This is a genomic window from Enterobacter sp. V87_3 (genome assembly GCF_029967835.1).
GTDB classification, from domain to species: Bacteria; Pseudomonadota; Gammaproteobacteria; order Enterobacterales; family Enterobacteriaceae; genus Enterobacter; species Enterobacter cancerogenus.
In genome coordinates, this window is record NZ_JASCAM010000018.1 from 35,918 (window position 1) to 56,699 (window position 20,782).

At 56.7% G+C, this 20,782-nt stretch carries 20 protein-coding genes and 1 other annotated feature; of the genes, 14 read left to right on the forward strand and 6 right to left on the reverse strand.

Going from position 1 to position 20,782, the window contains the following annotated elements; all coding sequences use genetic code 11:
- Positions 1–125 precede the first annotated feature (125 nt).
- The 4 genes from creA to creD are packed head-to-tail and all read left to right on the forward strand — an operon-like array spanning position 126 to position 4,133.
- Complete coding sequence (creA, locus tag QLG21_RS08505) at positions 126–596, forward strand: protein CreA (protein ID WP_006174009.1); 471 nt, start codon at positions 126–128, stop codon at positions 594–596.
- Between the two features lie 14 nt (positions 597–610).
- A complete protein-coding gene (creB, locus tag QLG21_RS08510) occupies positions 611–1,300 on the forward strand; it encodes a two-component system response regulator CreB (RefSeq protein ID WP_282484217.1) in 690 nt (229 codons plus the stop codon).
- Entirely contained in the window at positions 1,300–2,724 is a 1,425-nt protein-coding gene (creC, locus tag QLG21_RS08515; RefSeq protein ID WP_282484218.1) for a two-component system sensor histidine kinase CreC, read from the forward strand. The genes creB and creC overlap by 1 nt, the downstream gene beginning before the upstream one ends.
- A gap of 56 nt (positions 2,725–2,780) precedes the next feature.
- A complete protein-coding gene (creD, locus tag QLG21_RS08520) occupies positions 2,781–4,133 on the forward strand; it encodes a cell envelope integrity protein CreD (protein WP_137849626.1) in 1,353 nt (450 codons plus the stop codon).
- A 46-nt stretch (positions 4,134–4,179) separates the two neighbouring features.
- Here the strand turns inward: creD and arcA are convergent, their stop codons facing one another.
- Complete coding sequence (arcA, locus tag QLG21_RS08525) at positions 4,180–4,896, reverse strand: two-component system response regulator ArcA (RefSeq protein WP_006174002.1); 717 nt, start codon at positions 4,894–4,896, stop codon at positions 4,180–4,182.
- 95 nt (positions 4,897–4,991) lie between these two features.
- Between arcA and yjjY the strand changes: the two genes are divergently transcribed.
- The 7 genes from yjjY (at position 4,992) to QLG21_RS08560 (ending at position 11,857) form a co-directional block, all read left to right on the forward strand.
- Positions 4,992–5,132, forward strand: a complete 141-nt coding sequence (gene yjjY, locus QLG21_RS08530; RefSeq protein WP_001541509.1) for a protein YjjY — start codon at positions 4,992–4,994, stop codon at positions 5,130–5,132.
- 399 nt (positions 5,133–5,531) lie between these two features.
- Entirely contained in the window at positions 5,532–6,218 is a 687-nt protein-coding gene (locus QLG21_RS08535) for a tRNA/rRNA methyltransferase (protein WP_058609641.1), read from the forward strand.
- A 211-nt stretch (positions 6,219–6,429) separates the two neighbouring features.
- Positions 6,430–6,498 carry a thr operon leader peptide gene (thrL, locus tag QLG21_RS08540; RefSeq protein ID WP_072039575.1) on the forward strand — a complete coding sequence of 23 codons (69 nt, stop codon included), beginning with the start codon at positions 6,430–6,432 and terminating at the stop codon, positions 6,496–6,498.
- Positions 6,437–6,554, forward strand: a sequence feature (Thr leader region). (Overlaps the previous gene by 62 nt.)
- Positions 6,555–6,578: 24 nt before the next feature.
- Complete coding sequence (gene thrA / locus QLG21_RS08545) at positions 6,579–9,041, forward strand: bifunctional aspartate kinase/homoserine dehydrogenase I (protein ID WP_282484219.1); 2,463 nt, start codon at positions 6,579–6,581, stop codon at positions 9,039–9,041.
- Position 9,042: 1 nt separating this feature from the next.
- Entirely contained in the window at positions 9,043–9,972 is a 930-nt protein-coding gene (gene thrB / locus QLG21_RS08550) for a homoserine kinase (protein WP_282484220.1), read from the forward strand.
- Between the two features lie 3 nt (positions 9,973–9,975).
- Positions 9,976–11,262, forward strand: coding sequence for a threonine synthase (gene thrC, locus QLG21_RS08555; protein ID WP_282484221.1), 1,287 nt, complete (start codon positions 9,976–9,978; stop codon positions 11,260–11,262).
- 301 nt (positions 11,263–11,563) lie between these two features.
- Positions 11,564–11,857 (forward strand): DUF2502 domain-containing protein, encoded by a 294-nt coding sequence (locus QLG21_RS08560; protein WP_058609644.1) that lies wholly within the window; start codon positions 11,564–11,566, stop codon positions 11,855–11,857.
- A 33-nt stretch (positions 11,858–11,890) separates the two neighbouring features.
- Here the strand turns inward: QLG21_RS08560 and yaaA are convergent, their stop codons facing one another.
- Positions 11,891–12,664 (reverse strand): peroxide stress protein YaaA, encoded by a 774-nt coding sequence (gene yaaA, locus QLG21_RS08565; RefSeq protein WP_282484222.1) that lies wholly within the window; start codon positions 12,662–12,664, stop codon positions 11,891–11,893.
- A 66-nt stretch (positions 12,665–12,730) separates the two neighbouring features.
- A complete protein-coding gene (locus tag QLG21_RS08570) occupies positions 12,731–14,161 on the reverse strand; it encodes a sodium:alanine symporter family protein (RefSeq protein WP_282484223.1) in 1,431 nt (476 codons plus the stop codon).
- A 262-nt stretch (positions 14,162–14,423) separates the two neighbouring features.
- Here QLG21_RS08570 and tal point away from each other — a divergent pair, with 262 nt between their 5' ends.
- The 3 genes from tal to QLG21_RS08585 all read left to right on the forward strand — a co-directional run bounded on the left by tal (position 14,424) and on the right by QLG21_RS08585 (position 17,488).
- Positions 14,424–15,377, forward strand: coding sequence for a transaldolase (gene tal / locus QLG21_RS08575; protein ID WP_006173984.1), 954 nt, complete (start codon positions 14,424–14,426; stop codon positions 15,375–15,377).
- Between the two features lie 111 nt (positions 15,378–15,488).
- Positions 15,489–16,076 (forward strand): molybdopterin adenylyltransferase, encoded by a 588-nt coding sequence (mog, locus tag QLG21_RS08580; protein ID WP_282484224.1) that lies wholly within the window; start codon positions 15,489–15,491, stop codon positions 16,074–16,076.
- A gap of 122 nt (positions 16,077–16,198) precedes the next feature.
- Entirely contained in the window at positions 16,199–17,488 is a 1,290-nt protein-coding gene (locus tag QLG21_RS08585; RefSeq protein WP_236346534.1) for an MFS transporter, read from the forward strand.
- Positions 17,489–17,532: 44 nt separating this feature from the next.
- Here the strand turns inward: QLG21_RS08585 and QLG21_RS08590 are convergent, their stop codons facing one another.
- The 3 genes from QLG21_RS08590 to QLG21_RS08600 are packed head-to-tail and all read right to left on the reverse strand — an operon-like array spanning position 17,533 to position 20,535.
- On the reverse strand, positions 17,533–18,669 hold the full coding sequence (locus tag QLG21_RS08590; protein ID WP_282484225.1) for an ABC transporter substrate-binding protein: 1,137 nt from the start codon (positions 18,667–18,669) through the stop codon (positions 17,533–17,535).
- Positions 18,670–18,685: 16 nt separating this feature from the next.
- Positions 18,686–19,465: an ABC transporter ATP-binding protein gene (locus tag QLG21_RS08595; RefSeq protein ID WP_282484226.1), complete on the reverse strand. Its 780-nt coding sequence runs from the start codon at positions 19,463–19,465 to the stop codon at positions 18,686–18,688.
- Positions 19,462–20,535 (reverse strand): iron ABC transporter permease, encoded by a 1,074-nt coding sequence (locus QLG21_RS08600; protein ID WP_282484227.1) that lies wholly within the window; start codon positions 20,533–20,535, stop codon positions 19,462–19,464. Before QLG21_RS08600 ends, QLG21_RS08595 begins: the two co-directional genes overlap by 4 nt.
- Positions 20,536–20,782: the final 247 nt, after the last annotated feature.

Genomic DNA, 20,782 nt, shown 5'->3' on the forward strand with positions numbered 1-20,782 from the left:
TTTTTGCGCATTAATGCTTTTTGCGAGGCATTATGGGCAGATATATTCTAATCCTGTGATCTTGCTACATTTTTGGCTAAAGTGTTGAATAATCGCTCAATGTAATTTTAAAGAATGGTAACAATATGAAATACAAGACATTGCTCTTCACCGCGTTATTATTGATGGCTGGCCGTGCGGCACAGGCGGAACAGGTAGGTTCCGTCGATACCGTATTTAAAATGTTCGGCCCCGACCACAAAATCGTGGTGGAAGCCTTCGACGATCCCGATGTGAAAAACGTGACCTGCTATATCAGCCGGGCGAAAACCGGCGGTATCAAAGGCGGGCTGGGGCTGGCAGAAGATACCTCCGACGCGGCGATCTCCTGTCAGCAGGTGGGGCCGGTTGAACTGAGCGACAAAATCAAAAACGGCAAAGCACAGGGCGACGTGGTATTCCAGAAACGAACCTCGCTGGTGTTCAAAAAGCTGCAGGTGGTGCGTTTTTACGACGCCAAACGTAACGCCCTGGCCTATCTTGCCTATTCCGACAAAGTGGTGGAAGGATCACCGAAAAACGCGATCAGCGCCGTGCCGATTATGCCGTGGCACTGATTCAGGGATGACCTATGCAACAACCTGTTGTCTGGCTGGTTGAAGACGAAATCAGTATCGCCGATACGCTTATCTATATGCTCCAGCAGGAGGGATTTGAGGTAAAGGCGTTTGAACGAGGGTTACCGGTGCTGGAGGCGGCGCGGCGACAGGTTCCCGCGCTCGCGATTCTGGACGTCGGGTTGCCGGATATCAGCGGGTTTGAGCTGTGCCGCCAACTTCTTGCCCGGCATCCGTCTCTGCCGGTGCTGTTTCTGACGGCGCGTAGCGATGAGGTGGATAAACTCCTCGGGCTGGAAATGGGGGCGGATGACTACGTGGCTAAGCCTTTCTCCCCGCGTGAAGTGTGCGCGCGAGTGCGCACTATTTTACGCCGGATGCAAAAATCAGCGGCACCCTCTGACATCCTTCGTATCGGCCAGTTTGAGCTTAATGAGCCTGCCGCCCGGATCCACTGGTGTGGTGAACCTCTGCTGCTGACGCGCTACGAGTTTCTGCTGCTTAAAATCCTGCTGCACGCTCCGGGACGTGTTTTCTCCCGCCAGCAGCTTATGGATCTGGTGTGGGGTGAAGACGGCGACAGCTTTGATCGCACCGTGGACACCCATATCAAAACGCTGCGTGCCAAGCTGCGAGCGGTAAACGCGGAGATTTCACCCATCAGTACCCACCGTGGCATGGGTTACAGTCTGGGATTGTATTAATGCGTATCGGCATGCGCCTGCTGCTGGGGTATTTCCTGATCGTCGCTATCGCGGCATGGTTCGTGCTGTCGATCTTCGTTCAGGAGGTGAAACCCGGCGTACGACGGGCGACCGAGGGCACGTTGATAGACACCGCCACGCTGCTGGCGGAAGTCGGGCGTGACGATCTGCTATCAGGTCATGCCCGGCAGGGCAAACTGGCGCAAGCGTTTTTACAGCTCCACCAGCGGCCCTTCCGGGCCAATATCGGCGGCATCCACAAAGTCCGTAACGAGTATCACGTCTACATGACCGATGCGCAGGGCACGGTGGTGTTTGATTCTGCCGGGCAGGCGCTGGGAAAAGATTATTCCCGCTGGAACGACGTCTGGCTGACGCTTCGCGGCAAATACGGGGCCAGGAGTACCCAACGCAATCCGGACGATCCGGAGAGCACGGTGATGTACGTTGCCGCACCGGTTGTCGATCGGGACAAGATCATCGGCGTGCTGTCGGTTGGAAAACCCAACAGCGCGATGGCGCCTGTCATTAACCGCAGCGAGCGGCGGATACTCTGGGCGGGCGGCGCGCTGCTCGGGATTGCCTTGCTGATTGGTCTGCTGGTTGTGGTATGGATTAACCGCTCCATCAGCATGTTGTCACGCTACGCCGACTCGGTGACTACCCAGACGCCGCTGCCGCTGCCCAATCCCGGCAGCAGCGAACTGCGAAAGCTGGCGCAGGCGCTGGAGAATATGCGTCTTCGGCTGGAAGGAAAAAATTATATCGAGCGCTACGTTCATGCGCTGACCCATGAGCTGAAAAGCCCCCTTGCGGCGATACGCGGCGCGGCTGAAATTTTGTCAGAACGTCCTCCTCCGGAGGTGACCGCACGATTTATCGATAACATCCTGGTACAAAACGCCCGTATGCAGTCGCTGGTGGAGAAGCTCCTTGCGCAGGCGCGGCTGGAAAACCGGGTGGACATTGTCCCGGTGAACGTGAGCGTTGAAACGCTGTTTACGCGGCTTGCAGGCTCGCGCCCGGCGCTGCTGGCGGCAAAACAGCTTACGCTGGTCTGCCAGAGCGGGTCGCTGGCGGTGCAGGGCGATCCCGACCTGCTCGAACAGGCGCTGGGTAATCTGCTGGATAACGCCATCGATTTCACGCCTGAGGGCGGGGCAATCCAGCTTGCTGCCCGTGAAACGCAAGATCGGGTACAACTCACCGTGACCGACAGCGGAAGCGGGATCCCCGATTACGCGCTGGACCGTATTTTTGAACGTTTTTATTCGCTGCCGCGTGAGAATGGCGTGAAGAGCAGCGGGTTAGGGCTGGCGTTTGTGCAGGAGGTTGCCCGGCTGCACCTGGGGGAGATTACGCTGCGTAACCGGGAGGAGGGCGGCGTCATTGCCACGCTGACGCTTCACCGTCACTTCACATAGCTTCAAACTGGCCCCACACAGGCCCGGTACGCTCTCCTCATCACAAAGGAGACGTAATGATGAAATCCCCCCTGTTCTGGAAAGTAAGCACCCTGCTCGGGTGTATCCTGCTGTTATTAATTCCCCTCTTTATGGTCAGCAACCTGGTTTCGGAGCGCGAAAGCTATCGCAACGATGTCGAGAACACGCTGCGCCAGAGCACCAGCGGACCACAGAAGCTGGTCGGTCCGTTGATTGCCATTCCGGTGACGGAAGTCTTTTACAAGCTGGAAGATGAAAAAAAGGTGGAATACAAGAAAAGCTATATGCATTTCATTCTGCCGGAGTCACTGCTCGTTGAAGGGAATCAGCATGTGGAATCCCGGAGTATCGGTATCTATGACGGACAAATCTGGAACACCGACCTGAAGATAAAAGCGCAGTTTTCGACGGAGAAAATGTCACAGTTTAAGGGTGAAACGCTGACGCTGGGGCAGCCGTTTATCGTGGTCGGCGTTGGAGACGCGCGCGGGATTGGCACGGTGAATGTCTCTAAAATCAACGGTGAAACGTTGAGCGTCGAGCCGGGCGCGGGCGTCAGTGGCGCGCTTTCCGGTATTCATATTCCACTCACCGATAAAGCGCTGGAGAACAAAACCTTCGCGTTTGATATCTCGTTAAATCTGGCGGGAACGGGAAGTTTTGCCGTCGCACCGGTAGGGCGTAACAGCGAAATGACGCTCAACAGCAACTGGCCGCACCCGGGGTTTATGGGGGATTATCTGCCTGTTAAGCATCAGATCGGTAAGTCCGGGTTCCAGGCAAACTGGCAGAGCAGTTGGTTTGCAAACAATATGCAAAGCTGGCTGAGCGATGATGAGACACCGGAGTGGAGCACTATCCCGGCCTTTAGCGTCACGGTGGCGACACCGGCTGACCAGTATCAGCTAACCGACCGGGCAATCAAGTACGCTATTTTGCTGATTGCCCTGACGTTTATGGCCTTCTTTGTTTTCGAAACCTTAACGGGGCTGCGCCTGCACCCGATGCAGTATCTGCTGGTAGGGTTGTCGCTGGTGCTGTTCTATCTGGTGCTGCTGGCGCTGTCCGAGCATGCCGGGTTTACCCCCGCCTGGATTGTCGCGAGCCTTGTGGGGGCGTTGATGAACGGAATGTACCTGCAGGCCGTGCTGAAAAGCTGGAAGCGCAGCGGACTGTTTGTGCTGGCGCTGCTGGGGCTGGACGTGGTGATGTGGTTCCTGCTGCGCTCGGAGGACAGCGCGTTGCTGCTGGGTTCTGCGGTGCTTGCGTTCGCGCTGTTTGCGGTGATGTATCTGACGCGTCATTTAGACTGGTATGCGCTCTCTCAGCCGAAGCGCCCAACGCCTCCCGCTGAGCCGGACAACGACACCATGAGGATCTGGAAATAAAAAAAACGGCGCAAATGCGCCGTTTTTTAATGCATTATCTGCGGGATTACTCCTGCAGATCACCACAGAAACGATAACCTTCGCCATGAATGGTGGCGATGATTTCAGGCGTGTCTGGCGTGGATTCGAAATGCTTACGAATACGACGGATGGTCACGTCAACGGTACGGTCGTGAGGTTTAAGCTCGCGACCGGTCATTTTCTTCAGCAGTTCTGCACGAGACTGGATCTTGCCCGGATTTTCGCAGAAGTGCAGCATCGCGCGAAATTCGCTGCGCGGCAGTTTATACTGCTCACCGTTCGGGCTAACCAGCGAACGGCTATTGATATCAAGTTCCCAGCCGTTGAATTTATAGCTGTCTACGCTACGACGCTCTTCACTGACCGTACCCAGGTTCATGGTGCGGGACAGCAGGTTGCGTGCACGAATGGTTAACTCGCGAGGATTAAACGGTTTGGTGATGTAGTCATCCGCACCGATTTCCAGGCCAAGGATTTTATCGACTTCGTTGTCGCGGCCCGTCAGGAACATTAACGCCACGTTCGCCTGTTCACGCAGTTCGCGCGCCAGAAGAAGGCCGTTTTTGCCTGGCAGGTTGATGTCCATAATGACCAGGTTGATATCATTTTCAGAAAGGATCTGATGCATCTCTGCGCCATCGGTCGCTTCAAAGACATCGTAGCCTTCTGCTTCGAAAATGCTCTTTAACGTGTTGCGTGTTACCAACTCGTCTTCAACGATAAGAATGTGCGGGGTCTGCATGTTTGCTACCTAAATTGCCAACTAAATCGAAACAGGAAGTACAAAAGTCCCTGACCTGCCTGATGCATGTCGCAAATTAACATGATCGGCTTAACGTGACTAAAGTACGTAATTGCGTTCTTGATGCACTTTCCATCAACGTCAACAACATCATTAGCTTGGTCGTGGGTACTTTCCCTTTGGACCCGACAGTGTCAAAAACGGCTGTCATCCTAACCATTTTAACAGCAACATAACAGGCTAAGTGACACCGGACACCCAATAAAACTACGCTTCGTTGACATATATCAAGTTCAATTGTAGCACGTTAACAGTTTGATGAAATCATCGTAGCCGAATGCTAGCCTTTGTCACAATTTTTCAATAAACCAACCAGTTGCGGACATTGATTGATAAACGTTACGAATCCAATCACCAGAGGGTATTCATACGGCTATTATCATTATAAAACATAAGGATAATAAGCGTCTGTTAACATTCTAACTGATTGTTCAGTCACAAAATAGTTTAGCGTCTTTAATTCGTTAAGAAATGCTATTTCGGTGATTTGTGTTGCAATTTTGTAAATTCGTGCTGCGTAATATGTCGAAGCGCATCACCTTTTTACCCGCTAACTGATTAAAAAGAGAGCAAAAATGCATCTGTCGATTGTGCTGGTTCAGCCAGCAAGAGCAGAAAATATCGGCGCGGCGGCGCGTGCCATGAAGACTATGGGGTTCACCGATTTACGCATTGTCGGAAGCGTTGCGCATCTGGAGCCAGCAACCCGCTGGGTGGCGCACGGTTCGGGAGATATTGTCGATAATATAACGACTTACGATACGCTCGCCGACGCGCTGCACGATATTTCATTCACCGTTGCCACCACGGCGCGCAGCCGGGCGAAGTTCCACTATTACGCCACGCCTGAAGAACTCGTGCCGTTACTGCGTGAAAAAAGTCAGTGGCTCACCCACGCTGCGCTGGTGTTTGGCCGTGAAGATTCCGGGCTGACGAATGACGAGCTGGCGCTGGCGGATGTGCTTACCGGCGTGCCAATGGTGGCGGATTATCCCTCGCTGAATCTGGGCCAGGCGGTGATGGTTTACTGCTATCAATTAGCATCCTTAATGCAAATTACCCCGCCGCCCGTTTCCGCGACCGATGAAAATCAACTGACCGCGTTACGCGCTCGGGTAGAAAGTCTGATTTCACACCTGGGCGTGGCGGACGACCAAAAAATGACGGACTGGCTGCAGCAGCGTCTGGGACGACTTGAACAGCGCGACACGGCAATGTTGCACCGTTTGCTGCACGATATTGAAAAAAAACTGGCCGAGTAAAATGCTGCCATACGTTTTTAGTATGGCTGAACTGTCTGATATCAGGGGTTGCTTTTGGGGGAATCGGATGAAAATAAATCCGCAAACAGCGGGTCATCAGAGTGAGCGAATCTGTGATCAAATTAAAAATTCGTTGACTTAGCAGGGCCAATCCTTTAACCCTAAAAGAATAGAGCACAGACAGATAATAATGACAGAGCACACAACATCCATGAAACGCATCAGCATTACCACCATTACAACAACCACCATCATTACCACAGGTAACGATGCGGGCTGACGCGTACAGGAAAAACAAAAAAAAGCCCGCACCTGAACAGTGCGGGCTTTTTTTTCGGCTAAAGGAAACGAGGTAGAACCATGCGAGTGTTGAAGTTCGGCGGTACATCAGTGGCAAATGCAGAACGTTTTCTGCGTGTTGCCGATATCCTGGAGAGTAACGCCAGGCAGGGGCAGGTTGCTACCGTGCTCTCTGCCCCGGCAAAAATCACTAATCATCTGGTGGCGATGATTGAGAAGACCATCGGTGGCCAGGATGCGCTTGTGAACATCAGCGATGCCGAGCGTATTTTCGCCGAGCTGCTGCAGGGGCTGGCTGAGGCTCAGCCCGGCTTCCCACTCGCGAAGCTGAAAACCGTTGTTGAGCAAGAGTTCGCGCAAATTAAACACGTGCTGCACGGCATTAGCCTGCTCGGCCAGTGCCCGGACAGCATCAATGCGGCGCTGATCTGCCGTGGTGAAAAACTTTCTATCGCCATCATGGCGGGCCTGCTGAGCGCACGCGGCCACAACGTGACGGTGATTGACCCGGTTGAAAAACTGCTGGCTGTGGGCCACTACCTCGAATCCACCGTCGATATTGCCGAATCGACCCGCCGCATTGCCGCGAGCAAAATTCCTGCCGACCACATGATCCTGATGGCGGGCTTCACCGCCGGCAACGAGAAAGGCGAACTGGTGGTGTTGGGCCGTAACGGCTCGGACTACTCTGCGGCCGTGCTGGCGGCGTGCTTACGCGCAGACTGCTGCGAAATCTGGACCGACGTCGACGGGGTTTACACCTGCGACCCGCGCCAGGTGCCGGACGCCAGGCTGCTGAAATCGATGTCGTATCAGGAAGCGATGGAGCTTTCCTACTTCGGCGCCAAAGTGCTGCACCCGCGTACCATCTCCCCAATTGCCCAGTTCCAGATCCCTTGCCTGATCAAAAACACCGGTAACCCGCAGGCACCGGGCACCCTGATAGGTGCCAGCACCGATGAAGATGGCCTGCCGGTGAAGGGCATTTCTAACCTCAACAACATGGCGATGTTCAGCGTCTCCGGCCCTGGCATGAAGGGGATGGTCGGCATGGCGGCGCGCGTATTTGCCGCGATGTCGCGCAACGGGATCTCCGTGGTGCTGATCACCCAGTCCTCATCCGAGTACAGCATCAGCTTCTGCGTACCGCAGATAGACTGCCTGCGCGCGCGCCGTGCGCTGGAAGAGGAGTTTTATCTGGAGCTGAAAGAGGAGCTGCTGGAGCCGCTTTCTATTCAGGAGCGTCTGGCGATCATCTCCGTGGTCGGCGACGGAATGCGCACCCTGCGCGGTATCTCCGCCAAATTCTTCGCCGCGCTGGCCCGCGCCAATATCAACATTGTGGCGATTGCTCAGGGGTCGTCTGAGCGTTCAATTTCTGTGGTCGTGGATAACGACGACGCTACCACCGGTGTGCGCGTGGTCCACCAGATGTTGTTCAACACCGATCAGGTCATTGAGCTGTTCCTGATTGGCGTCGGCGGCGTCGGCGGGGCGCTGCTGGAGCAGGTGAAGCGCCAGCAGGAGTGGCTGAAGAAGAAGCATATCGATCTGCGCGTGTGCGGCATCGCGAACTCGAAAGCGCTGCTGACCAACGTCCACGGGCTGAATCTGGAAAACTGGCAGGCCGAGCTGAGCGGCGCCAACGAGCCGTTCAATCTGGGCCGCCTGATCCGCCTGGTAAAAGAGTATCACCTGCTTAACCCGGTGATTGTCGACTGTACTTCCACTCAGTCGGTGGCCGACCAGTACGCCGATTTTCTGCGCGAAGGCTTCCACGTGGTGACGCCAAATAAAAAGGCCAACACCTCGTCGATGGATTACTACCATCAGCTGCGCCTGGCGGCGAGCAAGTCGCGCCGCAAGTTCCTGTATGACACCAACGTCGGCGCCGGCCTGCCGGTCATTGAAAACCTGCAAAACCTGCTCAACGCGGGCGATGAACTGCAGCGTTTCTCCGGCATCCTCTCCGGCTCGTTATCCTTCATCTTCGGCAAGCTGGAAGAGGGGATGAGCCTGTCGGAGGCGACCCGCGCCGCGCGCGAACTGGGCTATACCGAGCCGGACCCGCGCGATGATCTTTCCGGCATGGACGTGGCGCGCAAGCTGCTTATCCTGGTCCGTGAAACCGGCCGCGAGCTGGAACTGTCGGATATCGTTATTGAACCGGTGCTGCCCGCCGGGTTTGACGACAGCGGCGATGTCAGCACCTTTATGACCCATTTACCGCAGCTCGACGACGCTTTTGCCGCGCGCGTGGCGAAAGCCCGTGATGAAGGTAAGGTATTGCGCTATGTTGGCAATATTGAAGAGGATGGCGTTTGCCGCGTGAAGATTGCCGAAGTGGATGGCAACGATCCGCTGTATAAAGTGAAAAACGGCGAGAACGCCCTGGCGTTTTACAGCCACTATTATCAACCATTGCCGCTGGTGCTTCGCGGCTATGGTGCAGGGAACGACGTCACGGCGGCGGGTGTGTTTGCCGATCTGCTGCGTACCCTGTCATGGAAGTTAGGAGTTTAACATGGTCAAAGTTTATGCCCCGGCTTCCAGCGCCAATATGAGCGTCGGGTTTGATGTGCTGGGCGCGGCGGTGACGCCGGTGGACGGTTCGCTGTTGGGCGATACGGTGACGGTGGAAGCGGCAGAGAGCTTCAGCCTGCACAACGTGGGCCGCTTCGCCAGCAAGCTGCCGTCGGACCCGCGCGAGAATATTGTTTATCAGTGCTGGGAAAGGTTCTGTCAGGAGATCGGCAAAAACGTGCCGGTTACCATGACGCTGGAAAAAAGTATGCCGATTGGCTCGGGTCTCGGCTCCAGCGCCTGCTCCGTGGTTGCTGCACTGGTGGCGATGAACGAACACTGCGGAAAGCCGCTGAACAACAACCGCCTGCTGGGATTAATGGGCGAGCTGGAAGGGCGCATCTCCGGCAGTATTCATTATGATAACGTGGCACCGTGCTTCCTCGGCGGTATGCAGCTGATGATTGAAGAAAATGGCATCGTCAGCCAGCAGGTGCCAGGGTTTGACGAGTGGCTGTGGGTGCTGGCCTATCCGGGCATTAAGGTCTCCACCGCCGAAGCGCGCGCGATCCTGCCCGCGCAGTATCGTCGTCAGGACTGTATCGCCCACGGGCGTCATCTGGCAGGCTTTATTCACGCCTGCTATACCCGACAGCCGCAGCTGGCGGCGAAACTGATGAAAGATGTCATTGCCGAGCCGTATCGCACTAAGCTGCTGCCCGGCTTCAACGAGGCGCGAGAGGCGTCACTGGATATTGGCGCGCAGGCGTGCGGCATCTCCGGCTCCGGCCCGACGCTGTTCGCCCTGTGCGATAAGCCTGACACCGCGCAGCGCGTGGCGGACTGGCTCGCGAAACACTACCTGCAAAATCAGGAAGGCTTTGTTCATATTTGCCGTCTGGACACGGCTGGCGCACGAGTACTGGGATAAATAATGAAACTCTACAACCTTAAAGATCATAACGAGCAGGTCAGCTTCGCGCAGGCGGTGACTCAGGGGCTGGGCAAAAATCAGGGGCTGTTCTTCCCGCACGACCTGCCGGAATTTCAGCTCACCGACATCGACGAACTGCTGAAGCAGGACTTTGTCACCCGCAGCACCAAAATCCTCTCGGCGTTCATCGGCGATGAGATCCCGCCAGAGCAGCTGGAAATGCGCGTGCGTGCGGCCTTTGCCTTCCCGGCACCGGTTAAGCAGGTCGAGCCGGACGTCGGCTGTCTGGAGCTGTTCCACGGCCCGACGCTGGCGTTTAAAGACTTCGGCGGCCGCTTTATGGCGCAGATGCTGACCCACATCAGCGGCGACAAGCCGGTGACCATTCTGACCGCCACCTCCGGCGACACCGGTGCTGCGGTCGCGCATGCGTTCTACGGCCTGAAAAACGTCCGCGTGGTGATCCTCTACCCGAAAGGCAAAATCAGCCCGCTGCAGGAAAAACTGTTCTGTACCCTTGGCGGCAACATTGAAACCGTGGCGATCGACGGCGATTTCGATGCCTGTCAGGCGCTGGTTAAACAGGCCTTCGACGACGAAGAGCTGAAAGTGGCGCTGGGGCTGAACTCGGCTAACTCCATCAACATCAGCCGTCTGCTGGCGCAGATTTGCTACTACTTCGAAGCAGTGGCACAGCTGCCGCAGGAGGCGCGCAATCAGCTGGTTGTTTCCGTGCCGAGCGGCAACTTTGGCGACCTGACGGCGGGCCTGCTGGCGAAATCGCTGGGTCTGCCGGTGAAACGCTTTATCGCGGCGACCAACGCCAACGACACCGTACCGCGCTTCCTGAAAGACGGGAAATGGGCACCGAACGCCACGCAGGCGACGCTTTCAAATGCGATGGACGTGAGCCAGCCGAACAACTGGCCGCGCGTTGAGGAGCTGTTTCGCCGCAAGGTCTGGCGTCTTGGCGACCTGGGTTACGCTGCCGTGACGGACGAAACCACCAAAGCGACGATGCGCGAGTTAAAAGCGGTGGGATATACCTCTGAACCGCACGCGGCGATTGCCTACCGCGCTCTGCGCGACCAGCTTCAGCCGGGAGAGTATGGCCTGTTCCTCGGCACCGCGCATCCGGCGAAGTTCAAGGAGAGCGTTGAAGCGATCCTCGGTGAAACGCTGCCGCTGCCGAAAGAGCTGGCCGACCGCGCCGACCTGCCGCTGCTGTCTCATGAACTGCCAGCGGATTTTGCCGCGCTGCGTAAGTTAATGATGACGCGCGGGTGATGTTTTGTCGGGTGGCGCTTCGCTTACCCGACCTACAACGCCCACCGCGACCCCATTCGTAGGCCGGGTAAGCACAGCGCCACCCGGCAACAGCGGCACCGATCTGTAGGCCGGGTAAGGCGCAGCCGCCCCCCGGCTTTTTTGTGAAGAAATTAAGGAGAAAAAACGCAGTAAATAAGCAGAAATTCCCAATAAATGCGGTCACTTAGCGTTTAGGATTGCAGAGAATAACATCCTCCATCCCCCTCACGTATTCTCCTTACATCGGCCCACGGCGGGCAAGAATAATAAGGAGTCACCCATGTCGAAACTGAAACCTGCACTTATCGCGCTTTCACTGATGCTGGTCGCTCCCATGGCGGTACAGGCAGCTGAGATCACCCTCGTGCCTGCGGTAAAACTGCAGATTGGCGATCGGGACAATAACGGACACTACTGGGATGGCGGCCGCTGGCGCGACCATGACTGGTGGAAATCTCACTACGACTGGCGCGATAACCACTGGCGTCCGCACGATGAGCACCATGGGCACGATAACCACCACCACGATCGCCACGACGATCGCGGTCATGGCCCGGACTGGAAGCACCATTAACCAAAAACCCCGCCTGAAGGCGGGGTTTTGTTTTTACTGCGCGTGACGCTTAAACACCAGTTCACCTTTCCCCGACGCGTCTTCGTCAAAGAAATAGCCTTCGCTGTTAAACCCGGTCAGCTGCTTCGGACGGGTCAGGCGGTTTTGAATGATGTAGCGGCTCATCAGCCCGCGCGCTTTTTTGGCGTAGAAGCTGATCACCTTAAACGTGCCGTTCTTCTCATCCAGGAATACCGGCTTGATGATCTCTGCGTCCAGCTTTTTCGGCTTCACCGATTTGTAATATTCGTCGGAGGCGAGGTTAATCACCACGTTATCGCCCTGGGCTTTTAACGCCTGATTAAGCGTATCGGTGATGATATCGCCCCAGAAGTGGTAAAGATCTTTGCCTTTGGCATTTTCGAAACGGATGCCCATCTCCAGGCGATACGGCTGCATCAGATCCAGCGGGCGCAGTACGCCATACAGGCCGGAGAGCATGCGCAGATGCTGCTGGGCAAAATCGAAATCGGCTTCACTGAACGTTTCTGCCTGCAGGCCAGTATACACATCGCCTTTGAAAGCGAGCAGCGCCTGGCGGGCATTGTCTGGCGTAAAATCCGGGTGCCAGTCGTGGAAGCGGGTCGCGTTCAGATCGGCAAGTTTGTCGCTAATGCTCATCAGCTTGCCGATTTGCGGAGCGGAAAGCTTGCGCGCCTCGTGGATGAGTTGTTGCGAGTAGTCCAGCAGTTCAGGCTGGGTATACCGCTCGGTGGCGAGTGGGCTCTGGTAATCGAGCGTTTTAGCAGGTGAAATCAGAATCAGCATATCCAGTCCTTGCAGGAAATTTAGGGCGACTTTACCAAAAAATCGCCCTTGATTGATCGATAGCTGTTATTGCCGCGGCAAATCATCCCAGGTGCCCGGCGCGATTTGCGCCTCGATTTCAGGATAGCGCGCAGCATCAAACACCGGTGGCACCCCAAGCTTACGCTGGCGCAGGTAGTCCCGGGCGATCAGCGTCACCACCGGTGAGAGCAGTAAGATCGCCGTCAGGTTGGTGATGGCCATCAGCGCCATAATAACGTCTGCCAGCTGCCAGATCAGCGGCATGTGGAGCAGGGAACCCGTCATGACCATCGCGATAACGCACGCACGAAGCCCGTTGCGGGTAGAACGCGAATCCAGCTTCAGGAAGATGAGGTTATTTTCGGCGTAGATATAGTTCACCACAATCGAGCTGAAGGCGAACAGCAACACAATGAGTGAGACAAACCCTGCGCCCCAGCTGCCGACCATGTTGGCCAGCGCCAGTTGGATAAGCTGGATCCCGGCAATCTCTGACGTATGGGAATCGGGGCCAGCCAGCAGCACAATCATTGCGGTGGCAGAGCAGAGAATGATGGTGTCTGTGAACACGCCAATCATCTGGACGATCCCCTGGGCCGCAGGATGAGGAGGCCATGAGGCCGCAGCCGCCGCCGCGTTGGGCGTCGACCCCATGCCCGCTTCATTCGAGAACATGCCCCGCTGAAAGCCTGCCGTGAGTGCCTGACTGATGGTGTAGCCCAGCGCCCCGGAGGCCGCTTCACGCCAGCCAAACGCGCTCTTAAGGATGCCCGCTACGATCTCCGGCAGCTGATCAATGTGCATCACCGTGACAATCAGGCTGGCTGATACCCACAGGAGTGCCATAACGGGCACCAGGAACTGCATCAGGCGGGCAACGCCTTTCAGGCCCGCGGTGATGGTCAGTAGCGTAAGGGCGGCCAGCATGACGCCGGTGACCCACTCCGGGCAGGCAAAGGCATAACGCAGGGCATGGGCCACGGAATTAGCCTGTACGGAATTGAAAATCAGGCCGTAGGCGAGGAGCAAAATGAGGGAAAACAGGACGCCCATCCAGCGCATACCCAGCCCGCGGGCCATATACCAGGCGGGGCCGCCGCGAAACTGACCGTTTTGGTCTTTCTCTTTGTAAAGCTGGGCGAGCGAACATTCGGCAAACGAGGTCGCCATGCCGATAATCGCCGTCATCCACATCCAGAAGACCGCACCGGGGCCGCCGGCAGTGATGGCCAGCGCCACGCCCGCCAGATTGCCGCTGCCTACACGCGCGGCGAGGCTGGTACACAGCGCCTGAAACGAGGTTAATCCGCCGGGCTGAGGGCTTACGCTATTTTTCAGACTTCTGCCAAACTTGCGGATATAGCGAAACTGGATAAAACCGCTGCGCAGCGTGAACCATACACCTGCTCCCAGCAGCAGGTATATCATTATCGAACCCCAGAGAATTTCATTAATAAAGAAAAAGAAATCAGGCACTAACGTCCCTCTTGTTGATGCCAAAATGCATATGTAAGCGCTACCAGTGAGTGAGCATGCCGTTACTTAGCAGCCTGTTAATATTGCGAGTTTATCATACTCTGCCTAAGCGCACTGTCTGCGGTTGCGCTACCCCTCCGTCGTGTTATCATCAGGGCAGACCGGTTACATCCCCCTAACAAGTAAACCTGTCATTTTTCCGTTGCTGGCTCGCTGTCAGTAGCGTGAATTATCCAGGGCACGTTAAAAGAGAAACACTATCATGACGGATAAATTGACCTCCCTTCGTCAGTTCACCACTGTCGTAGCTGACACCGGAGATATCGCGGCAATGAAGCTGTACCAGCCGCAGGATGCCACAACCAACCCTTCTCTGATCCTTAACGCCGCGCAGATCCCTGAGTATCGCAAACTGATTGACGACGCTGTGACCTGGGCGAAAGGCCAGAGCAACGACCGCGCGCAGCAGGTTGTGGATGCAACTGACAAACTGGCAGTGAACATCGGTCTGGAAATTCTGAAACTGGTGCCGGGCCGTATCTCTACCGAAGTGGATGCACGCCTGTCCTACGACACCGACGCGTCTATCGCCAAAGCCAAGCGCCTGATCAAGCTGTACAACGACGCGGGCATCAGCAACGACCGTATCCTGATCAAACTGGCCTCTACCTGGCAGGGCATCCGCGCGGCAGAGCAGCTGGAAAAAGAGGGTATCAACTGTAACCTGACCCTGCTGTTCTCCTTCGCGCAGGCGCGTGCATGTGCAGAAGCGGGTGTTTACCTGATTTCTCCGTTCGTTGGCCGTATTCTGGACTGGTACAAAGCTAACACTGACAAGAAAGAGTACGCGGCGTCTGAAGATCCGGGCGTAGTGTCAGTGACGGAAATCTACGAATACTACAAACAGCACGGCTATGAGACCGTTGTGATGGGCGCAAGCTTCCGTAACGTCGGTGAAATCATTGAGCTGGCTGGCTGCGACCGCCTGACTATCGCCCCTGCGCTGCTGAAAGAGCTGGCAGAGAGCGAAGGCGCAATCGAGCGCAAACTGTCTTACACCGGTGAAGTGAAAGCGCGTCCTGAGCGTATCACCGAATCCGAGTTCCTGTGGCAGCACAACCAGGATCCTATGGCGGTAGACAAACTGGCGGACGGTATCCGTAAGTTTGCCATCGATCAGGAAAAACTGGAAAAAATGATCGGCGACCTGCTGTAATCATTTCGCGTGGCCGGGCTCCCGGTCACGCTACTTCTTTCGTACTCTGTCTGAATTTCCCCTCTGCGTGTATCATTCCCCTTAGTCAGTACTTTTTTGAATGGAATGAACATGAATACCTTACGCATCGGCTTAGTGTCGATTTCAGACCGCGCCTCCAGCGGTATTTATCAGGATAAAGGCATCCCCGCACTTGAAGAGTGGCTGAGCAGCGCCTTGACCACCCCGTTTGAGATCCAGACCCGCCTGATCCCGGACGAGCAGCCGATTATTGAGCAGACGCTGTGTGAACTGGTGGATGAGATGAGCTGCCACCTTGTTCTGACCACCGGCGGAACCGGGCCGGCGCGTCGCGACGTGACCCCGGATGCCACCCTTGCCGTGGCCGATCGTGAAATGCCGGGCTTTGGCGAGCAGATGCGCCAGATCAGCCTGCACTTTGTCCCGACCGCCATTTTGTCGCGCCAGGTTGGCGTGATCCGCAAACAGGCGTTAATACTTAATCTGCCGGGCCAGCCGAAATCGATTAAAGAGACGCTGGAAGGGCTGAAAGGCGAGGATGGCAAGGTCATTGTCCACGGTATTTTTGCAAGTGTACCGTATTGTATACAGTTGCTGGACGGCCCTTACGTGGAAACGCACGACAATGTCGTAGCAGCATTTCGCCCGAAAAGCGCGCGTCGCGAAACAATCTCCTGAAATTAATCAATATGTGACATTAGCTGAAGTCGCGATAGCGTGGTAACCGTTTTACGGTATAGTCATCTTTTCTTTACGATCACTGTAAAAATTAATCCACATTACACGACGAATGGTTCGCTATGTCACATAACGCCCGACCTCTCAATCGACAGGACTATAAAACGCTGACCCTCGCAGCACTGGGTGGCGCGCTGGAGTTTTACGACTTCATCATTTTTGTCTTCTTCGCCGCCGTGGTGGGAGAACTGTTCTTCCCGGCGGATATCCCGGAATGGCTGCGTCAGGTGCAGACCTTCGGGATTTTCGCCGCGGGCTATCTGGCGCGACCGCTGGGCGGCATTGTGATGGCGCACTTCGGCGATCTGGTCGGGCGTAAAAAGATGTTTACCCTCAGTATCTTGCTGATGGCCGTGCCCACTCTGGCGATCGGCCTTCTGCCTACCTACGCCACGATGGGCATTGTTGCTCCGCTACTGCTGTTGCTGATGCGTATTTTGCAGGGCGCTGCAATCGGCGGCGAGGTGCCTGGTGCCTGGGTGTTTGTCGCCGAGCATGTGCCGGCGCGCCGCATTGGTATTGCCTGCGGCACCTTAACGGCAGGGCTGACGATCGGCATTCTTCTTGGTTCGGTGGTGGCGACCATCGTCAACACCAGCATGACGCAGCAGGCCGTTCATGAGTGGGGATGGCGACTCCCCTTCCTGTTAGGCGGTGCGTTCGGGCTGGTGGCGATGTACCTGCGCCGCTGGCTGCAGGAGACGCCCATTTTCCTCGAGATGCAGCAGCGTAAGGCGCTGGCGCAGGAGCTGCCGGTCAAAGCGGTGGTGGTACGCCACCGCCAGGCCGTGGTGGTGTCGATGCTGCTCACCTGGCTGCTGTCGGCGGGCATTGTGGTGGTGATTTTAATGTCGCCGGTCTGGCTGCAAAAGCAGTACGGCTTTGCTCCGGCGGTGACGCTTCAGGCCAACAGTATTGCGACGATTATGCTGTGCTTCGGCTGCCTGGCGGCCGGGCTCGCGGCCGATCGTTTCGGCCCCAGCCTGACCTTTATCGTGGGGAGCCTGCTGCTCGCGGCATCCAGCTGGGCGTTCTACCATCTTGCGGGAAGCCATCCTGAACAACTGTTCCTGCTGTACGGCATTGTGGGGCTGTGCGTGGGCGTCGTGGGGGCTGTGCCTTATGTGATGGTGCGCGCCTTCCCGCCGGAAGTTCGCTTCACCGGCATCTCGTTCTCCTACAACGTTTCGTACGCCATCTTTGGCGGGCTGACGCCGATTGCCGTCACCGTGCTGATGGGCGTGTCGCCGATGGCTCCCGCCTGGTATGTACTGGCGCTGTCGCTGATGGGGCTGGTGCTGGGCATCTGGCTGCGTCAGAAACCGGTGAATGCACCGGTTCTGGCCGGATAGCAGGGCAGGCCGGGTATTGGCGAAGCCGCCACCCGGCTGATGGATTAGTGCGAAGGGGGATAGCTCAGGATAATGTTGTCATCCGGAATGTGGGTGAAGCGGGTGATAATGGTGTGGTAATCCGCCAGCGGGTCGACATCCTTAAATTGCGTTGGATAGAAGATTTTGCTCAGCGCCTCAATGGCGATGATGTTGTACGGATTGTTGTAGAAGTGGTGATAGAGCGCGCCGGTGTGGCCTTCCGCGACGGCCGGAATGCTCGACACGCCCTGACGCGATAGCAGCGCAGTGAACGCTGCGGTCACGTCGCCAGCCGGGACGTTATAGCCGAACGGGATCACCGCCGTGCCTTTACCCGGGCGTTTAGATCCGGTCATCAGGTAGTAATCCGGGTTCATCGAGATAATTTTTTCGACGGAGATGTTCCCGGTTGCGCCCGGCAGCAGCTGTGAGCCAATGTTGATCCCGCCCGCAGCCTCGACCAGCCCGCCCCAGCCGTTGCGCGCATGGGTAAAGCAGCAGCCGTTATCCATGCCACCGACACCGGCAATCGGCTCGATAAACACCAGGGGTTTTTTAGCGATGCCCGCCAGGCGCTGGTGGAGAGTGTCCAGACGCTGTTGATAGAAGTCGATATAGGCCTGCGCGCGCGCCGTCTGGCCCAGGACGTTACCCAGCAGGGCAATGCTCGGCAGGGTGTTTTCAACCGGATGCAGTTCGTAGTCAACGAAAATGACCGGTATATGCAGCGCGTCGAGTTTCTCCAGTACGCCAGTTTGCACCAGCGAAGGTTTGGCGCGAAGCTGGGCGATCATCAGGTCCGGCTGGCGAGAAATCACGGTTTCCAGATCCACGTTCCCCTGGTCGGAAAACTTCATGTCGAGGATCTTCTCTGCTTCCGGCCATTTTCGCTTCAGCACGTTCCAGGTTTCAGTGTCCTGCTTCTTCGGCAGGTTATTCCACGCCACCACGCTGGCAAACGGGTTGTCGCGCTCCAGTAGCGCCAGCGTGAAGATATCGCGCCCGTCCTGCAAAATGATGCGCTGCGGCTTGTGTTCAATCGTGACCGTGCGGTTATCCAGATCTTTTACCGTGACCGGCCAGCTCTGCGCCTGGGCGATGAAAGATGAAAGGAGCAGTGCCAGACCGCCTGCGGCGGCGAGAAGTTTTCTGAGCGTCATGTTTTCCCCGTCTGTTTTAGTAAGGCGTTAACCCGTCAACCACCACGTGCGGCAGCCCGCGCGAACAGTATTCAACCCGACCCTGCACGCCGTAGACCGTTGCCAGATTTGCAGCGTTCACTACCTCTCCCGGCGGCCCGCTGGCAATCAACTCGCCGTCTTTGAGCATCATGGCGTAATCGGCATGGCGCAGCGCAATGTTGATGTCGTGGATCACCACCACGGTGACGATATTGCGTAGCCGCGTTTCGCGCGCCACGATATCCATGACGTGAAACTGGTAGTTCAGATCGAGGGCGCTGAGAGGTTCGTCCAGCAGCAGCAGGTCCGGCTGGCGGATAAGAGACTGCGCCAGGCCAATCAGCTGTTTCTGCCCGCCGGAAAGCTGGTCAAGAAAGCTCATCGCCAGGTGCGCGACGCCGAGCTTATCAAGGATGGCGTAGGCCTCTTGCTCAACGTTTTCACTCTGCTCGCTGCCGCTGGCCCGGCGGGCCACGATGACCGATTCCAGGGCGTGAAGGTGCACTCCCTGCGGCAGGGACTGCGGCAGATAAACCACCTTCTGCGCACGTTGGGCGGAGGGCATCGTCATCAGGTCTTCCCCATTGAGCTGTAACGCCCCCTGGGCGGGATTGAGGTCAGCGAGGGCGCGCAGCAGGGTCGACTTACCCGAGCCATTGGGGCCGAGCAGAGCGGTAATTTTCCCGCGTGGCAGGCAGGGTGTATTCAGCCCGGTGATAATTTTTTTCTTGCGATAGCCGGTGTGCAGATCGCGAACGAGCAGGCCGTCGGTCATACATTCCCCCGGTTACGAATAATGATGCTCAGGAAGAAGGGAACGCCAACGAGCGAGGTGACAATGCCAACGGGAATAATGACGCCGGGCACCATGTTCTTCGAGAAGACCGAGGCCAGCGACAGCACCAGTGCGCCAATCAGCATACTGCCGGGCAGGTAAAAGCGGTGGTCCTCCCCAAACATCATCCGCGAAATGTGCGGCGCGACCAGGCCGATAAAGCCGACCGGCCCCACAAAGGCGACGGTCAGTGCCGAGATAATGCTGATGCGGAACAGCGTGGTCATGCGCAGTTTCTTCACGTTAATACCGAAGCTCACGGCACGATCTTCCCCCAGGCGCAGCGCCGTGAGTTTCCACGCGTTTTTCAGCGACAGCGGGATGATAACCACCAGCGCGACGGCCAGGATCGCCAGCTTATCCCAGGAGGCTCTTGCCAGGCTGCCCATCGTCCAGAAGACCAGCCCCTGCAGCGTATCTTCACTGGCAACGAACTGCAGAATGGAGATCAGGGCGTTGAAGGTAAACACCAGCGCGATCCCGAACAGCACCACGCCCGAGGTGGCGACACGGGTCCAGCGGCTGATGCCGTCGAGAATAAAGCAGGCCAGCAGCGCAAAAACAAAGGCGTTGGCGGGAATAAACCATTTGTCGTCGATGCCGGGAATGCCCAGGCCAAGCACAATCGCCAGCGCGGCGCCGAACGAGGCGGCAGACGACACGCCGAGCGTAAAGGGGCTGGCAAGCGGATTGTTCAGGATGGTCTGCATCTCTGCACCGGCAAGCCCCAGCGCCATCCCCACGGCCACAGCCATCAGCGCGAACGGCAGACGAATATCCCAGACAATGACGCGCGTACCTGCGTCGGCGGCGGAGGCGTTGACGAGGGTGTGCCAGAGGGTCGAAACCGACATGCCGGACGGCCCGAGCGTAAAGTCGAGAAGCAGGGAGCAGACAATTAAAAGCAGAAGCGCGCCCGCAAGGGCGTATCGGCGCAGCACAACCCGGCGATAGTGAGAGGCAATGGTCGATTCGTCAGGCTTTACGCTGGCGACAAGGCTGGAGTTCATTGGATAACCTTATGCAACACAACAACATCGTGATGCCTCCCACCGTTCCTGTGGAGAGCGCTGCATGATATCCAATATCCGGGAGGCTCCGGCGACGATATTTAAAGTGATAATGCTTATCAATTCAATATTGAAATAACGGGTGTTTCATTGACGAACTGTTGGAGTTTTGGCGCAAAATTAAGCGAAGCGGGCAGGGGAGTGGGGGGGGGGGGGGGGGGGGGGGGGGGGGGGGGGGGGGGGGGGG

Coding starts and splice junctions, on each gene's coding strand:
- creA (WP_006174009.1), top strand. CDS start 126: ATGAAATACAAGACATTGCTCTTCACCGCGTTATTATTGATGGCTGGC.
- creB (WP_282484217.1), top strand. CDS start 611: ATGCAACAACCTGTTGTCTGGCTGGTTGAAGACGAAATCAGTATCGCC.
- creC (WP_282484218.1), top strand. CDS start 1,300: ATGCGTATCGGCATGCGCCTGCTGCTGGGGTATTTCCTGATCGTCGCT.
- creD (WP_137849626.1), top strand. CDS start 2,781: ATGATGAAATCCCCCCTGTTCTGGAAAGTAAGCACCCTGCTCGGGTGT.
- arcA (WP_006174002.1), bottom strand. CDS start 4,896: ATGCAGACCCCGCACATTCTTATCGTTGAAGACGAGTTGGTAACACGC.
- QLG21_RS08535 (WP_058609641.1), top strand. CDS start 5,532: ATGCATCTGTCGATTGTGCTGGTTCAGCCAGCAAGAGCAGAAAATATC.
- thrA (WP_282484219.1), top strand. CDS start 6,579: ATGCGAGTGTTGAAGTTCGGCGGTACATCAGTGGCAAATGCAGAACGT.
- thrB (WP_282484220.1), top strand. CDS start 9,043: ATGGTCAAAGTTTATGCCCCGGCTTCCAGCGCCAATATGAGCGTCGGG.
- thrC (WP_282484221.1), top strand. CDS start 9,976: ATGAAACTCTACAACCTTAAAGATCATAACGAGCAGGTCAGCTTCGCG.
- QLG21_RS08560 (WP_058609644.1), top strand. CDS start 11,564: ATGTCGAAACTGAAACCTGCACTTATCGCGCTTTCACTGATGCTGGTC.
- yaaA (WP_282484222.1), bottom strand. CDS start 12,664: ATGCTGATTCTGATTTCACCTGCTAAAACGCTCGATTACCAGAGCCCA.
- tal (WP_006173984.1), top strand. CDS start 14,424: ATGACGGATAAATTGACCTCCCTTCGTCAGTTCACCACTGTCGTAGCT.
- mog (WP_282484224.1), top strand. CDS start 15,489: ATGAATACCTTACGCATCGGCTTAGTGTCGATTTCAGACCGCGCCTCC.
- QLG21_RS08585 (WP_236346534.1), top strand. CDS start 16,199: ATGTCACATAACGCCCGACCTCTCAATCGACAGGACTATAAAACGCTG.
- QLG21_RS08590 (WP_282484225.1), bottom strand. CDS start 18,669: ATGACGCTCAGAAAACTTCTCGCCGCCGCAGGCGGTCTGGCACTGCTC.
- QLG21_RS08595 (WP_282484226.1), bottom strand. CDS start 19,465: ATGACCGACGGCCTGCTCGTTCGCGATCTGCACACCGGCTATCGCAAG.
- QLG21_RS08600 (WP_282484227.1), bottom strand. CDS start 20,535: ATGAACTCCAGCCTTGTCGCCAGCGTAAAGCCTGACGAATCGACCATT.